This is a genomic window from Nocardiopsis coralliicola (assembly GCF_054779695.1).
The window spans coordinates 19,949-34,745 of sequence record NZ_BAAGXT010000024.1; the positions used below are offsets into that span (position 1 = coordinate 19,949).

Annotated in this window: 12 protein-coding genes; 2 read left to right on the forward strand and 10 right to left on the reverse strand. The window is 73.8% G+C overall.

The window, feature by feature from the left end:
* Window positions 1-111 precede the first annotated feature (111 nt).
* Window positions 112-1,653 (forward strand): long-chain-fatty-acid--CoA ligase, encoded by a 1,542-nt coding sequence (locus ACYVGT_RS17110; protein WP_460859459.1) that lies wholly within the window; start codon window positions 112-114, stop codon window positions 1,651-1,653.
* An 87-nt stretch (window positions 1,654-1,740) separates the two neighbouring features.
* On the opposite strand, the gene ACYVGT_RS17115 is transcribed toward ACYVGT_RS17110, so the two are convergent.
* The 9 genes from ACYVGT_RS17115 to ACYVGT_RS17155 form a co-directional block, all read right to left on the reverse strand.
* Window positions 1,741-1,959, reverse strand: coding sequence for a hypothetical protein (locus ACYVGT_RS17115; RefSeq protein ID WP_460859460.1), 219 nt, complete (start codon window positions 1,957-1,959; stop codon window positions 1,741-1,743).
* A gap of 119 nt (window positions 1,960-2,078) precedes the next feature.
* On the reverse strand, window positions 2,079-3,212 hold the full coding sequence (locus ACYVGT_RS17120) for a glycoside hydrolase family 3 N-terminal domain-containing protein (protein WP_460859461.1): 1,134 nt from the start codon (window positions 3,210-3,212) through the stop codon (window positions 2,079-2,081).
* Window positions 3,209-4,051, reverse strand: a complete 843-nt coding sequence (locus ACYVGT_RS17125; RefSeq protein ID WP_460859464.1) for a carbohydrate ABC transporter permease — start codon at window positions 4,049-4,051, stop codon at window positions 3,209-3,211. Before ACYVGT_RS17125 ends, ACYVGT_RS17120 begins: the two co-directional genes overlap by 4 nt.
* Entirely contained in the window at window positions 4,048-5,022 is a 975-nt protein-coding gene (locus ACYVGT_RS17130; protein ID WP_460859466.1) for a carbohydrate ABC transporter permease, read from the reverse strand. The genes ACYVGT_RS17125 and ACYVGT_RS17130 overlap by 4 nt, the downstream gene beginning before the upstream one ends.
* A gap of 3 nt (window positions 5,023-5,025) precedes the next feature.
* Entirely contained in the window at window positions 5,026-6,324 is a 1,299-nt protein-coding gene (locus tag ACYVGT_RS17135) for a sugar ABC transporter substrate-binding protein (RefSeq protein WP_460859468.1), read from the reverse strand.
* 265 nt (window positions 6,325-6,589) lie between these two features.
* A complete protein-coding gene (locus tag ACYVGT_RS17140; RefSeq protein ID WP_460859470.1) occupies window positions 6,590-7,843 on the reverse strand; it encodes a cytochrome P450 in 1,254 nt (417 codons plus the stop codon).
* 230 nt (window positions 7,844-8,073) lie between these two features.
* Window positions 8,074-8,565, reverse strand: a complete 492-nt coding sequence (locus ACYVGT_RS17145) for a hypothetical protein (RefSeq protein ID WP_460859472.1) — start codon at window positions 8,563-8,565, stop codon at window positions 8,074-8,076.
* 140 nt (window positions 8,566-8,705) lie between these two features.
* Window positions 8,706-9,962 carry a class I SAM-dependent methyltransferase gene (locus tag ACYVGT_RS17150; protein ID WP_460859567.1) on the reverse strand — a complete coding sequence of 419 codons (1,257 nt, stop codon included), beginning with the start codon at window positions 9,960-9,962 and terminating at the stop codon, window positions 8,706-8,708.
* A 156-nt stretch (window positions 9,963-10,118) separates the two neighbouring features.
* Window positions 10,119-11,495: an FAD-binding oxidoreductase gene (locus tag ACYVGT_RS17155; protein ID WP_460859569.1), complete on the reverse strand. Its 1,377-nt coding sequence runs from the start codon at window positions 11,493-11,495 to the stop codon at window positions 10,119-10,121.
* A 446-nt stretch (window positions 11,496-11,941) separates the two neighbouring features.
* Between ACYVGT_RS17155 and ACYVGT_RS17160 the strand changes: the two genes are divergently transcribed.
* A complete protein-coding gene (locus tag ACYVGT_RS17160; RefSeq protein ID WP_460859473.1) occupies window positions 11,942-12,736 on the forward strand; it encodes a glutamate racemase in 795 nt (264 codons plus the stop codon).
* Window positions 12,737-13,050: 314 nt separating this feature from the next.
* Here the strand turns inward: ACYVGT_RS17160 and ACYVGT_RS17165 are convergent, their stop codons facing one another.
* Entirely contained in the window at window positions 13,051-14,568 is a 1,518-nt protein-coding gene (locus tag ACYVGT_RS17165) for a hypothetical protein (RefSeq protein ID WP_460859477.1), read from the reverse strand.
* Window positions 14,569-14,797 lie beyond the last annotated feature (229 nt).

Sequence of the window (14,797 nt, forward strand, 5' to 3'; positions counted from 1 at the left end):
GGCGGCGCGCAGCGTGATCGGGGACACGTGGACCGCCCCCTCGCGTCACATTTTTCCTACTGTGCGGTAGAAAGTGATCACCACCACTCATCCCACCCTGGGGGAGACGCGATGCTGAACCTTTCCGTGCTGCTCGAAGACGGTGCCCGGGCCACTCCGGAGCGCGACTGCGTCGTCTTCGGCGATCTCCGGCTCAATTACGCGCTGGTCGACATGATCGCCAGCCAGGTCGCGAACCTCCTGGTGGAACGGGGGATCGAGCCGGGCGACAAGGTCGCTCTGGCCTCGCCGAACACCCCCTACTTCCCGTTCGTCTACTTCGGCGCGCTGAAGGCCGGCGCCGTCGTGGTGCCGCTGAACGTGCTGCTCACGCCGCGGGAGATCGCCTACCACCTGACCGACTCCGGCGCGAAGGCCCTGTTCGCCTTCACCGGAACACCGGACCTGCCGCTGGGCGAGTCCGCGTTCACCGCGTTCAACGAGGTCGCTACCTGTACGACCTACATCGACCTGCCCGCGTCGCCCGGCGCGACGGAGTCGGCGATCGACGGGGCGGAGACGATCTGGGCTGCGCTCGACGGCAAGCCCGGGACCTTCGAGCCGGCGCGGACCGGCGCCGACGACACCGCGGTGATCATCTACACCAGCGGCACCACCGGAACGCCGAAGGGCGCCGAGCTCAGCCACGCCAACCTGCTGTTCAACGCGGTGGCGTCGTCCGGCCTGTTCGGCGAGGCCGAGCACGACGTGTTCCTCGCGGTACTGCCCCTGTTCCACATCTTCGGCCAGACGACAGCGATGAACGTGGCCCTGTACCGGCACGCGACGATGGTGCTGCAGCCCCGGTTCGACGGCGACGAGGCGCTCTCCCTGATGGAGAAGGAGGGCGTCACCGTGTTCGGCGGCGTGCCGACCATGTACTGGGGGCTGCTCGGCGCCAAGGGCGAGCACGACCTGCCGGCGATCGCGGCGAAGCTGCACACCGCGGTCTCCGGCGGAGCTGCGCTGCCCGGCGAGCTCGCCAAGAACGTCCAGGAGAAGCTCGGGGTGCAGATCCTGGAGGGCTACGGCCTCTCCGAGACCTCGCCGGTGGTCTCCTTCAACAACCCCAAGGTCAAGGCGAAGCAGGGCTCGATCGGCCTGCCGATCTGGGGCGTGGAGATGAAGCTGGTCGACGCGGGGTTCGCCGACGTCGAGGGCGAGGGGCCGGGCGAGATCGCGGTGCGCGGCCACTGCGTGATGAAGGGCTACTACAACCGGCCCGATGCCAACGCGCAGGTGCTCAAGGACGGCTGGTTCCGCACCGGCGACATCGCGCGCCGCGACGAGGAGGGCTTCTACTTCATCGTCGACCGGTCCAAGGACATGATCCTGCGCGGCGGCTACAACGTGTACCCGCGCGAGCTGGAGGAGGTCCTGCTGACCCACCCCGCGGTGAGCCTGGTCGCCGTCGTGGGCGTCCCGCACGAGACGCACGGCGAGGAGGTCAAGGCGTTCGTGGTGCGCGAAGAGGGCGCTGAGCTGTCCGAGCAGGAGCTCATCGGCTGGGCCAAGGAGCGGCTGGCGGCCTACAAGTACCCGCGCCAGGTGGAGTTCCGCGACGCGCTGCCGATGACCGCCACCGGCAAGATCCTCAAGCGCGAACTGCGCTGACCCCTCCCCTCCCCTGCCCGGCCGCTGCGGGCCCTGCCGGGGCCCGCAGCGGCCGGCGGCTGCCGTCGGCGGCATCCGGGGCGGGCGTCAGGGAAGCGGGTGCCAGCGCTCTCCGCACTCGGTGCAGCGGTACTCGATCCGCCGCCCGCACGCGGCGCAGCGCGGCCCCGTTCCGTTGCTGTCCAGGTGGGGGGCGTGCTGGTCGGCGAACCGGCGCGGGACGCCGCACCGGTGGCAGCGGATCTCGACGCCGCTCGGGCTCTTCGGCCACGGCGGCTCGGGCTCGATCGGATGGTTCTCCGGCATGCTCGCTCCCCGCACCGGCGTGCGCGCCACCGCGGCGGCGGCAGCGTTCCGCTCCCCGCGCCGGCCAGCGGCACCGGGCCCGCCAACCGTACCGGCTCGGCGCACACTGCTCGTGCTGATCACTGTGTTCCCTGCTCCGGCGCACGGGCCTGCGGGGCCGCGCGCCGCCCTGCCAGTGTCGCAACCCGCGCTGACGCCTCGCGCAGCCGCGCGGGCCGGATCAGCCCTTCGGCGACGGCAGCGGCGATCCGCTCCACCGAGCGGGTGTAGGCCTCCTCGCCGGTCCCGCCCGCGGTGGCGGGGTTGCCCAGGCACAGCAGGTCGGCGCCTGCTGCGATCGCGGCCGCTGCGCCGCGCGCCACCCCTTCGACCGGGTCTTCGGCGCCGGTGTGCGCGGCCAGGCCGCGCATGTCGAGCGCGTCGGTGACCGCCGCTCCGGTGAAGCCGCGGCGGCGCAGCAGCGCGTACCACGCCGGCGAGACGCTGGCGGGGGCGGCGGAGTCGACGGCCGGCACCAGGATGTGGCCGACCATCACCATGTCGGCGCCGGCCCGCACTGCGGCGTCGAACGGGGCGATGTCGCGCTCGTCGAGCAGCGCGGTGCCGGCGGTCACGACGGGCAGCGCCTCGTGCGAGTCCGTGCGGGTGTCGCCGTGCCCGGGGAAGTGCTTGGCAGCGGCGAGGCGGCCCGCGTCATGCAGCCCGGCGACGAACGCGGCGCCGTGCCGGGCGACTCCGTCGGCGCGGTCGCCGAAGGCGCGCCGCCCGATGACCGGGTTGAGCGGGTCGGAGTTGACGTCGACGACGGGCGCGAGCGCCGCGTCCACACCGACGCCGGCGAGCTCCTCGCCGAGCGCGCGGGCGGTGGCCCTGGTGTGCGCGGGGTCGTCGGCCGCGCCCAGTTCGGCGTGCGTCGGGTAGCGGGGCGGACCGCCGGCGTGCAGCCGGCTGACCGCTCCGCCCTCCTCGTCCGAGGCCGTGACCAGGTCGGGGGCGAGCGCGTGCAGGTCGGCGGAGAGGCGCGCGGCCGCCGCAGGACCGGCGGCGAAGTTCTGGCCGAAGTAGCAGGCGCTGCGCAGCCCGCCGCGGACCGCCGCGGCCAGCCAGTCGGGGACTGCGGTCCCGAGGAAGCCCGGCATGAGCACCGAGGCGGCGAGCCGCCGGACCTCGGGGCCGCTCAGCTCGGCATCCTGTGCCGCGTCGCCCCGCACTGCGCTGCGCTGCCCTGTACCGCCCATGTCTGCGCCGCTCACCCCTTCACTGCGCCCTGGACCAGTCCGGATACCAGGCCGCGCTGCACGATCAGGAAGAAGACCATCACCGGCACGGTGACGATGGTGGAGGCCGCCATCATCGCGCCCCAGTCGGTGGTGTTGAGTCCGGCGAACTGCCGGAGGCCGACCGAGACCGTGTAGAACTGCTCCTGGTCCAGGAAGGCGTAGGCGATGAGGAACTCGTTCCAGGCGGTGATGAAGGAGAAGATGCCGGTGGCGACCAGTCCGGGCGCCACCAGCGGGAACAGCACCGACCAGAACATCCGCCCCCAGGACGCGCCGTCGATATAGGCGGCCTCCTCCACCTCGGCCGGTACCGCTGCGGTGAATCCGCGCAGCATCCAGATCGCGAACGGCAGGCTCAGCGCGATGTAGACGACGGACAGGCCCAGCAGCGAGTTGAGCATGTTCAGCGAGGACGCCTGCAGGAACAGCGGGATGACCAGCGCTTCCAGCGGCACCATCTGCACAGCCAGGATCATCACCAGCACCGTGGTGCGGAACCGGAAGCGGAACCGGGAGACGGCGACCGCGGCGAGCAGCGCCAGCAGTGCGCTGCCGAGCACCGCGATCACGGCGATGAACAGCGAGTTGCCGAGGTAGCGGAGGAACCCGGCCTCGGTCAGCACGTAGCTGAAGTTGTCGAGGGTGACGTCGCTCGGAAAGAGGACTTCGGTGCCGGCGATGCTGCGCGACGGCGCCAGCGCGCTGGCCACCATGTAGTAGGCCGGGAACAGGGTGAACAGCAGCAGTCCGGTCACGGCGAGCGCGCGGCCGGCGGTTCCGCGCAGGGTACGGCGTCCGGTGAGGGTGCTCATCGCAGCTCGTCCTCTCGGAACAGGGCGCGCAGGTAGACGATGGTCACCGCGAGCAGCATCAGGGTGAGCAGGACGGCGATGGCGGCGCCGGTCCCGTAGGCGCTCTGCACGATGCCCTGCCGGTAGGACCAGACGCCGAAGTTGAGCATCTGCGGATTGGAGTCTCCGCCGGGCATCAGGAAGACCTGGGCGAACACCTTGAAGTCCCAGATCGTGGAGAGGATCGTGACGACCGCGAAGACCGGCTTGAGCACCGGAAGCGTCACGTGCCGGAACCGCTGCCAGGCGCCGGCGCCGTCGATGACCGCCGCCTCGTAGAGCTCGCGGGGCACGGTGAGCAGGCCGGCGAGCACGGTGACCGCGACGAATGGGAAGCCGTGGTGCACGATATTGAGGGTGACGATCGCGTAGAACGAGAGCCGCTCGGCGAACCAGTTGAAGCCCTCCGGGCCGAGCAGCCCGATGGTTTCGAGGACCTGGCGGACGATGCCGCGGTCGACGTCGAAGATCCAGATCCACACGTAGGTGCCGGAGACCGCGGGCATCGCCCATGCGACCATGATGCAGCTGACCACGATGGTCCGGGCGATCGGGCGCAGCGCGGCCAGCAGCAGCGCGACGAGGGTGCCGAAGACGACGGTGCCGCCGACCGCCACCACCGCGAACACCACGGTGTTGGGCAGGGCGACCTGCCACAGGTAGGGGTCGGCGAGCAGGTCGGTGTAGTTGTCCAGCCCGACGTAGTTCGACTCGCCGCGGAACAGCTCACCGAGGCCGTAGTCCTGGATGGACAGCCACAGCACGCGGCCGATCGGGTAGAGCAGCAGCCCGCCGACGACGAGCAGTCCGGGCGCGAGCAGCGCCCAGGGCAGCGCCCTGCGGCGCGCCGCGAAGGAGAGGCCGCGCCGGCGTGCCGGGGCGGGCGGCGGGGCGGCCGCTTCCGGCCGCCCCGCGGTCTGGGTGGTGCTCAACGGTCAGGAGCCTTCGTTCAGCGTTTCGTCAAGCTCGGTGTCGGCGGTCTCGGTGGCCTCTTCGAGGGTGGCGTCACCGTTGAGGATCGACTGGACCATGGCCGGGATGGTCTTCTTGCCCTCCACCTCGCCCCAGTTGGGCGAGACCGGCATCGAGGCGCCGGCTTCCAGGGCCTGCTGGGCGAAGGGCTGCACGAGCGGGTCGTCGGACTCGGCGAGCGCCTCGAGCTGCTCCTGGCGGCCGGGGAAGTAGGTGCTCTCCTCGGTCCACCGCTCGGCGTAGGTGTCGCCGGTGAGCATCTCGATGTAGTCCCAGGCGGCGTCCTGCTTCTCCTCGGGGGCGAAGACGCCCAGGTGCGAGCCGCCCATGAAGGACGGGCTGAGGCCGCCGTCGGGGCCGGGGATGGGGAAGGCGCCGAGGTTCTCGGCGAGTTCCGGGTCGGCCTCCTCGATGGCGGCCGGGGTCCAGCTGCCCGAGATGGCCATGGCGACGTTGCCGTCGATGAAGTTGTCCTGGACGTCGACCTCGTTCCAGGTCGCGGCGCCGGTGGTGGAGACGTTGTCCTCCATGGCGAGTCCGGTGTAGAACTCCAGGCCCTCGCGGGCTTCGTCGCTGGAGAGCGCGGGTGTCCAGGAGCCGCCGTCCTGCTCTGCGACGTCGCCGCCGGCGCCCCAGACGAACGGCATGGCGGAGTTGACGGCGTCTCCGGGGACGGGGAAGGCGACCATGCCGTCCTCGCCCTCCTCGCTGATGGTGACGGCCGCTTCGCGCAGTTCGTCCCAGTTCTCCGGGACATCCAGGTCGAGGTCTTCGAACACGTCGGTGCGGTAGATGACCGACCGGACGCCGGCGTACCAGGGCATGCCGTAGACGCTGCCCTCGTACGTGCCGGCCTCGGCCAGCGCCTCGTTGTAGGCGCCGGTGTCGCCGATCCGGTCGGTGAGGTCGACCAGGGCGCCGACCTCGGCGAACTCCGGGGTGAAGGTGGTGCCGAGCTCGGCGACGTCGGGCAGCGTGCCGCCGGCCATGCCCTTGGTGAAGCGGTCGTGGGCATCGGCCCAGGGCACGTACTCGACCTTCACGGACATGCCGTGCTCGTCCTGGAAGTCCTTGCTCAGCGCGTCGAAGTACTCGGTGGCGTCGGGGTTGGTGCCCTCCATGATCCAGACGGTGAGCACGTTGCCGTCCTCACCGCTGCCGCCGCCGCAGGCGGTGGCAGCCAGCACCAGCGCCGCGCCGACCGCTCCGGTGCCGAGCACCCGGCCGCGCGGCGTGCGCCGCCCGCGTTCCCTCGTGTCCATCGCCGTCCTCCCATCCTCCGACCGTCCCCGCGCCTGCGGGGCGTTTCCGGCCCCCGGGGGATCTTGTAGAAAAACTACGCACACCGGGGAAGGCTGTGAAGACAAGTAACGCGGATGTTATGCCGCTCCGCCCAACCGCGCCTGCCGGTGCGCGACAGGTTACCGACGGTGGCTCCGGCGGAGCGCGCCAGGCCCGGCGCGGCGCGCATCCGCCGGGTCCGGGCGGCGGCCCGGGTGCTCCTCCCGGGCCCCGCAGCCCGCCCCGCTAGAAGGCGCAGGGCAGGGCCTTGACGCCGTTCACGAAAGACGAGAGCAGCCGCTCCGGCGGGGCCGTCGCGTGGATGTCGGGCACGCGGTTGCGCAGTTCCCGGAGCATCACCGTGATCTCCCGGCGCGCCAGGTGCGCGCCCAGGCAGAAGTGCGGCCCGGGGCCGCCGAAGCCGACGTGCGGGTTGGGCGAGCGGGTGATGTCGAACGCGTCCGGGGCGTCGAACACCGCGGCGTCCCGGTTGGCGGAGGAGTAGAAGAGCAGCACCTTGTCGCCGGCTGCCAGCGGCGTGCCGTTCAGCTCCGTGGCGCGGGTGACGGTGCGCCGCATCCAGGTGACCGGGCTCGCGTACCGGACCACCTCCTCGACCGCGGTGCCGGCGTAGCCCTCGAAGTCGGACCACCACAGCTCCCGCTGGTCCGGGTGGCGGGTCAGCAGGTCCAGGGCGTGGCTGATGCCGTTGCGGGTGGTCTCGTTGCCGGCGACCGCGAGCAGGATGAAGAACGAGCCGAGTTCGGTGTCGTCGAGCTTCTCGCCGTCCACGTTGGCGTGCACCAGCGCGGAGGTGAGGTCGTCGGTGGGCGCCGCGCGGCGCTCCGCTGCCAGTTCGGCCAGGAGTGCGGACAGCTCCGCCCCGGCGGTGAGCAGCCGGTGCACCGCGGTGTCGGTGTCCTCGCCGAGGTAGTCCGGGTCGTTGCCGGCGAGCACCACGTTGGAGTGGGCGAAGACCTGCTCCCGGCGGTCTTCGGGGATGCCCATCATCGAGCAGATGATGGCCAGCGGCAGCCGGGCTGCGACGCGGGAGACGAAGTCGCCGGGGCCGCCCTCGACGAGCTCGTCGACGATGCGGCCGGCCTCCTCCTGCACGTCGCCGTCGAGCTTGGCGAGCATCCGCGGGGTGAAGCCGCGCGAGACGATGCGGCGCAGCCGGGCGTGGCGCGGGTCGTCCATGTTGATCATGGAGCCGAAGTACTCGGCGAACTCGCGCGGCATGTCCGGGATGGAGATGGCGCTGGGCTCGGAGGCGAACACCGACGGCGTGCGGCTCGCCTCGGCGACGTCGGCGTGGCGCACGAGAGCGTAGTAGCCCGGACCGGCCGGAACGGGCCCGCCCTCGGGCTCGGGGAAGAACACGGGCGGGTGTGCGCGCAGCCGCGCGAAGTCGGCGTGGCGCTCCTCGGGCGGCCGCTTCCAGAACCGCATCCGGGACAGTTCGATGTCGGCCACGTCCGGCGGGGTCGTGAACAGCATTGGGGGGCCTTTCGACGGGCACGTCGCCCTGCCGCCCGCCCCGCCCGCACGGGCGGGAGCGGGCACCCCGGGCAACGGCGGCCGGGTCACTCTCGCCCCCACTCTTTACACGAAGGATCTTCGTGTCAAGTGCAGTGGCGGGGCGGCGCCCGGGTCACGCGCACGGAGGCCTCCGCTGCGGGCGGCGCCCTCCCGCCGGCGGAGGGGAGGCGGCGCCCGCGGCAGACGCCCTAGCCGCCGTCCTCGCCGGGCGGCCCGTCCTCGGCGACCCCCGAAGCGATGCGCAGCGTCGAGATGAGCTCGGCCGGCCGGTAGACGGCGCGGCCGACGGCGGCGCAGAACGCGGCGAACATGTGCACCGGGACCAGCGGGTCCCCGTTGGCCAGGCGCTCGGCCGCTTCGTCTTCGCCGACCGAGTGCGCCTCCCATGCGGTGACCACGGCGAACTCGACTTCGGGGGGCAGCAGGTCGGCGACTGCCGAGGCCACCGCCTCGCGCGAGTCGGACGGCTTGTAGACGACGCCGGTCTCCTGCACCCGCCGGGTGAGGAACGCCGTGAAGACCCGCAGCTCCGAGGCGACCAGTTCGATTTCCGCGGGGCCCTCGGCCTCGATGGCGGCGACCGCGGCGGCCAGGGCCTCCCGGTCGGTGCGGACGTAGGCGTCGATCGTCGCGATGGCGAGCTCTGCGGCGTGCCGCCGCTCGTCGGTCGATTCCTCCATGGCCCCATGATCGCGCACCGCCCGCTCCCGCGGTACGGGGGCGGGCGGTGCGGCGCGGCGCTGTCCGGCGCGGAGGCCGGCCCGGCCCCGCGGCAGGCGTCCGGGCGGCGCCGCCGAGCGGCTCCGTCCGGACGCCGTGCTCAGGCGTAGTCCGGGCGCAGCGGCATGTGCGCGTCGGTGCCGTCCAGCTTGACCCCGAGGATCTGGTGCAGCTGCACGACGTCCATCTCGAAGCCGAGCACGCAGCCGGCCATGTAAACCCGCCACACGCGCGCCGTGCCCTCGCCGACCTCGCGCACCGCGGCGTCCCAGTTGCGTTCGAGGTTGGCGCCCCAGTCGCGCAGAGTCAGCGCGTAGTGCTCGCGCAGGTTCTCCTGGTGCCGGATCTCGAACCCGGCGTCGTTCATCTGCGACTGCAGCCAGCCGGGCCCCTCCAGCTCGCCGTCGGGGAACACGTAGCGGTTGATCACCCCGCCCGGCTTCATCGCCGGCAGGTCGTTGCGCGGCCGGGTGATGCAGTGGTTGAGCAGCCGGCCGCCCGGCACGAGCTTGGCGTGCAGGCCGGCGAAGTAGTCCGGCACGTTCTTCTTGCCGACGTGCTCGGTCAGCCCGATCGAGCTGACCCGGTCGTAGACGCCGTCCGGCAGGTCCCGGTAGTCCATGTGGCGGACTTCGGCGAGACCGCCCAGGCCCTCTTGGGCGATCCGCTTGTTCGCCCACTCCGCCTGCTCCTTGGAGAGGGTGACTCCCAGCGCCCGCACCCCGTACTCCTTGGCGGCGTGCACGACCATGCCGCCCCAGCCGCAGCCGACGTCGAGCAGGCGCTGGCCCGGCTCCAGGCCGAGCTTGCGGGAGACCAGGTCGTACTTGGCGGCCTGGGCCTCCTCCAGGGTCGACTCCGGCGCCGGGTAGACCGCGCAGGTGTAGGTCATCGTCGGCCCGAGCACCAGCTCGTAGAAGGTGTTGGACACGTCGTAGTGGTGGTGGATGGCCTCGGCGTCGCGGCCCCGGCTGTGCCGCGTCCCCAGGCCGGACAGCCGCGAGCTGCGGACCTCCTGGGGCGGCGGCGCCACCCGGTTGACGAACTTGACCCAGCCGATGCTGCGCGCGATCCGCGCCAGGTCCAGCGGCGACACCGGCGGCCGGTCGGCGAACACCACTTCGCTCATCTGCCGCAGCGCGGTGTACATGTCGCCTTCGACGTCGATGTGCCCGGCCACGTAGGCGCGGGTCAGGCCGAGCGCGTTCGGCGACTGGGCCAGGTAGTTGAGCGCCACCGGCGTGCGGACCACGATCGCCGTGTCGCTGCCCTGGTCGCCCGCAGTACTGCCGTCATAGGCGCGGAACGCCACCGGCGCATCGCCGGCGACGCGTTCGAAGATCTCCGCAAGCTGCATGCCCATCGTTCCCTTCGTCCCGCACACGGGCCCCGCCCCGGGCCGGTCCCGCGTGCCAGCTCGCTCGTCCGCACACGGCGCCGCTCCGCACCCCCCGGTGCGGAGCGGCGCCGCGCGCCGGCCGCGGTGCCGCCCGCACGGGCGGGCGGCGCTGCGTCACCGGTTGCCGACGCACTTGTCGTAGAGGTCGAGCAGGCGCCCGCCGGGGTCGTAGGCCTCCTTGAGCTCCCGGTAGGCGTCGCCGTTGTAGAGCCGCCAGAACTCGTCCCGGCCGTAGAAGGCGTCGGAGTAGAGGGACTTGTGCCCCTCCAGCCGGGCGACCTCCTCCTCGACGAGCCGGTTGTGGTGGTCCCGGCGCTGCCCCGGCTCCAGGTCGACCATCCCCCAGAAGCCGAAGTTCACGTAGAGGCGGTCCGCCTCCAGCGGGTAGAGCGGCCAGGTCTGCGCCGCTGGCCCGCCGCGCAGCCGCAGCGGGCACATCCACACCGGGCTCATGCCGACCCGGTCGTGGAAGAAGTCGAGGAACTCCGCGCCGCGCTCCACCGCGACCTCGACGTCCTGGATGAGGGGCTCCTGCTGGGGCCGGCCGCGGTAGTGGTTGAGCAGCCGGGAGAAGTCGGTGCGCCGGTCCAGCGCGATGAGCTTGCGGTACACGTCGGAGCGGCGCAGCGACCGCGGCCAGAGCCGCCGGACGGCCGGGTTCTGCACGCCGAACGCGCGGGAGCACCAGAACCAGTCGGTGTCCCACCGCCACAGGTAGTCCTCGGTGGTGAGGTAGTCGCCGGGCCCGCTGCCGGCGTAGCGCGGAATGGACTGGTAGTAGACCTCCTGGCCGGCGTAGTCGCTGGTCCAGGGCGCCGCGTCGGTGAACGAGCCCAGGGTCAGGTAGAGCTCGTCGGGGCCGAAGGCGACACCGTCGAGGAAGTCGGTGCGCTCACCGCCGTGCTCGCCGTCGGCGGCGATCCGCGCGAACGCCTCCATGGCCTCCTTCGCCGACCCGAACCGCAGGTGGCGCAGGTGGACGAAGGGGGCGACCGGCTCCAGCTCGATGCGCAGCCGCAGGCTGTAGCCGAGCGTGCCGTAGGAGTTGGGGAAGCCGCGGAACAGGGCAGCGTGCTCGTTGTCCGGCCGGGCGGCGACGACGTCCCCGGTGGGGGTGAGGATCTCCATCTCCTGCACCGACTCGTGCGGCAGGCCGTTCCGGAAGGAGCTGGACTCGATACCGAGGCCGGTGACGGCGCCGCCGAGCGTGATGGTGCGCAGCTGCGGCACGACGAGCGGCATCAGGCCGTACGGCAGGGTGGCCGCGACGAGGTCCTCGTAGGTGGTCATGCCGCCGACTTCGGCGGTGCGGCGGTCCGGATCGACCGCGATGACCGAGGAGAAGGCCGAGGCGTCCAGCCGGGGGCCGGCGGCCTGCTCGCGGAACCGGAAGAGGTTGGAGGACGGCTTGGCCAGCCGGATCGGCGCATCCTCGGGGAGCGCGGCGAAGTCGCGGCGGATCCGGTGGACGGCCGCGATGTGGCCGCTCAGGTCCTGCCGGCGGGCCCGCGGCGCTGTGCGGCCCTGCTGCCGAGACTGACGTTGCACCCTGTCTCACCCTCCTCGGCGCTCCTCGGCGCCCTCGGCGACGGACGGCCTCGCTCAGCCTACGCCTACTGGTCGGTAGGTACAGGCCCCCGCGGTGTCGGGCGCGCCACGCCCGCGGCACCGGCCGCGCAGGCGCTGCGCCCGCTGCCGCCCGCAGCGGCGGGCCGTGCCTCCGCCGCGCGGCGGAGCCGCAGCGGCGCCGTCGGACCGATCGTCGTCCGCCCGGCGCCCGAAGTCCAGGACGCGCGGCCGTTGCGGACGGCTGGCCGGTTCCGGTCCGGCCGCCGCCACTCCCGCCCCGTCCGACGCGCCCGGCACGCGGCCTCCCGCGCCCGCCCTCCGGCGCGGGAGGACCGGAGTCCGCCGAAGCGGCCATAAGATCGGATGACGTGCGCATCGCCCTCGTCGACTCCGGTATCGGCATGCTGTCCACCGCCGCCGCGCTCCGCGCGGCCCGGCCGGACGCCGACCTCATCCTGTCCATGGACCCCGACCACATGCCGTGGGGGCCCCGCACGTCCGCGCAGATCATCGAGCGGGCGCTGGCCGGAGCCCGGGCGGCGGCCGGCTACGGCCCGCCGGACGCCGTCGTCGTACCGTGCAACACCGCTTCGGTGCACAGCCTGGAGGCGCTGCGGGCCGAGTGGGAACCGCGGATCCCGGTCATCGGCACGGTGCCGCCGATCAAGCCGGCCGCCGAGCACGGCCCGCCGATCGCGGTGTGGGCCACGCAGGCGACCACGGCCAGCACCTACCAGCGCGACCTGATCTCCCGGTTCGCCGGCGGCGCCGAGGTCGCCGCTGTGGCCTGCACCGGGCTCGCGGAGGCGGTGGAGGGCGCCGATCCGGACGCGATCGCCGCGGCGGTGGCCTACGCGGTGGACCGGACGCCCCGCGGCGTGCGCGGCGTCGTGCTCGGCTGCACCCACTACGACCTGGTCGGCGACGCCATCGCGGCCGCTCTGGGCGGCCCCCCACCCGCGGGCCCGGTGCTGTTCACCGCGGCCCAGGCCGTCGCGGCCCAGGCGCTCCGCCGCATCGGCGCCGAGCCCGCACCGGACGCCCCGCGCACCGGCGCGGTCCGCGTTCTCGCCAGCGGCCGCCCCGCTGACCTTCCCGCCGCCGCACTCACCTACCCGGCAGGCCGCGCCCTGGCCCGCCCGCCGCTCCCCCGCCCGGCCTGACCCGGGCCGCCCGGGCCCCCGCGCAACCGGCGCTCCGGCCTCCGCTCCCTCGGGGCCTCCGTGCCGGACGGGAACGCCGGCGCCGGCTCTCGGCCGGGCTCCCGCGCGGCCGACTCAGAGAACGGCAGCGGGCGTACCAGCCGGGAGCGCGCGGCACAGCGGATGCCGGGCCCCAGTCCGGGAGAGTCCCCGGGACGTGTGCGCCGGCCCGGCGGCGGGCCGCACGGTGACGGGCGCCTACTCCGCTTCCCGCAGCGCCCCGGACGGCTGCGGTGCCGCCTCGCGCCGACCCGCCCGGCGGGCCGGGCCGTCCGTCAGCGGGCTGCGGGCGCGGGCGCTTCTGCGCGCTCCTCGCCGCCGACCGCCGACCGCGGCGTGAGGGCCGTCTCGGTGAGCGTGCTGACCAGCGTGCGGACTCCGGCGGTGTCGTTGTCGTGGAGCAGGGTCTCCAGCAGTGACAGGGCGGTGCGCTGGTCGGTGGGAGCGCGGCCGATGCGCTCCCACTGGGGCGCGGCGGCGCGGTCGCCGAGCTTGAGCAGCCGGCCCACCTGGCCGAGCGCGGCGAGCAGCGCAGGGTCGTCGGGGCGCTCGGTGAGGGCGGCGGAGACCAGGTCGGCCTGGCGCTCGGGGTCGACCTGCTCGCGCGGCTCGGCGCGCAGCGCGGCCAGCAGGCCGTCGGACGGCGCGGGGGCCTGGGGCGGCGGCAGGGCGCGCAGCCGCAGCCGCACCTCGTCCAGGTCACCGGCGAGGTCGTCGCCGCGCCGGATGCGGCCCAGCGCCGACTGCGCGCGGCGCACCGCTGCGGCGCCGACCCAGCGGGCGCCGCGGTCAGCGGCGAGCCGGGCCCCGGACAGCGAGAGCCGCGCGCTGCGGCGGTGCGCACCGAGCCGCTCGGCCTGGCGCGCCCACGAGGTGAGCGCCACCCCGGTCTTCCAGTCGTCGACCAGCGCGCCCTGGGCGGAGAGGTCCTCGACCGCGTCGGCCCAGGCGGTGCGGTGCCGCGGGTGGGCGTCGGCCTCCGCGGTGTCCGGCAGCGCCTGCACCGCCTCCGCGGCCGGCTTCAGGCCGGCGCGGGCAAGCCAGGCGAGCAGCCGGGCACGCTCGAAGCGGAGCCGCCGCGCGGCCGCGGTCCGCGCGATGCCGGGCGGCACGGCGCGCAGCGCGCCCTGCTCCAGGCGGTCGAGGGTGAGCAGCGCGTCGGCGTAGCGCTCCTGGTAGCGGAGCGCCCGCACGTAGGCGAAGCCGTAGTCCATGCCGACCTCCGCGCCGGCCTCGCGGATCTCCGCGGCGCGCCGGTCCAGCTCCCGGACGGCCTCGTCGGGGCGCTCGTCGTCGATGAGGGTGTCGGCGTGCGCGACGACCAGCGCCTCCCAGGCGGGGCGCCCGGGGCAGGAGTGGTCCATGGCTTCGGCGAGCAGTGCGGTGCGGTCGGCGGTGCGGCCCGGGCCGTCGATGTTGGCGTGGCAGGTCAGCAGGTTCAGCGCGGCGCACACCGCGGGGCCGCACGGGGAGAGCGGGCCGTCGTGCTCGTCGGCCTCGCCGTGCGCGGCCTGCAGCGCCGCCTCGGCGTCGCGTTCGGCCGAGGTGCCCTCGGCGCGGTGGCCGACCCGGGAGGCCAGCTCCCAGTGCTCGAGGTAGGCGGTAGTCCACACGGGCAGGTGCCCGGGGTCGTCCCGGACGGCGCGCAGCGCGGTCGGCAGCACGGCGCGGACCCGCTCGGTCTCGCCCTCCAGCGCCAGCAGGGGCAGCCGGACCACCGCGTCGGCCAGCTCTTCGCGCTCCTCATCGCGGAACCTCCGTGCGGTCTCCGCCACCCACGCCCACAGTGTCACGTGCCGCCTCCCTTCCCCCGGTAGGCCACCGAACGTAGCAGCCCGGTCACAGGCGCGCCGGAGAACCGCGAAAAGCCGGCGGCGGCTGCGGCCGATAGACTCGGACCCCCAAGCCCGCTGCGGCGTGGCGGGCGCACCGCGGCGGCGGCCGCGCGGGCCCTCTGCCGCGCGGTCACCGGCACCGCAGCCCCACCCGCAGACCCCGACCGCAGCGAGCACGGCACCCGGC

Excerpts from the sequence above, each read along its gene's own strand:
- ACYVGT_RS17110 (WP_460859459.1), top strand. The coding sequence starts at position 112 with ATGCTGAACCTTTCCGTGCTGCTCGAAGACGGTGCCCGGGCCACTCCG.
- ACYVGT_RS17115 (WP_460859460.1), bottom strand. The coding sequence starts at position 1,959 with ATGCCGGAGAACCATCCGATCGAGCCCGAGCCGCCGTGGCCGAAGAGC.
- ACYVGT_RS17125 (WP_460859464.1), bottom strand. The coding sequence starts at position 4,051 with ATGAGCACCCTCACCGGACGCCGTACCCTGCGCGGAACCGCCGGCCGC.
- ACYVGT_RS17135 (WP_460859468.1), bottom strand. The coding sequence starts at position 6,324 with ATGGACACGAGGGAACGCGGGCGGCGCACGCCGCGCGGCCGGGTGCTC.
- ACYVGT_RS17140 (WP_460859470.1), bottom strand. The coding sequence starts at position 7,843 with ATGCTGTTCACGACCCCGCCGGACGTGGCCGACATCGAACTGTCCCGG.
- ACYVGT_RS17145 (WP_460859472.1), bottom strand. The coding sequence starts at position 8,565 with ATGGAGGAATCGACCGACGAGCGGCGGCACGCCGCAGAGCTCGCCATC.
- ACYVGT_RS17150 (WP_460859567.1), bottom strand. The coding sequence starts at position 9,962 with ATGCAGCTTGCGGAGATCTTCGAACGCGTCGCCGGCGATGCGCCGGTG.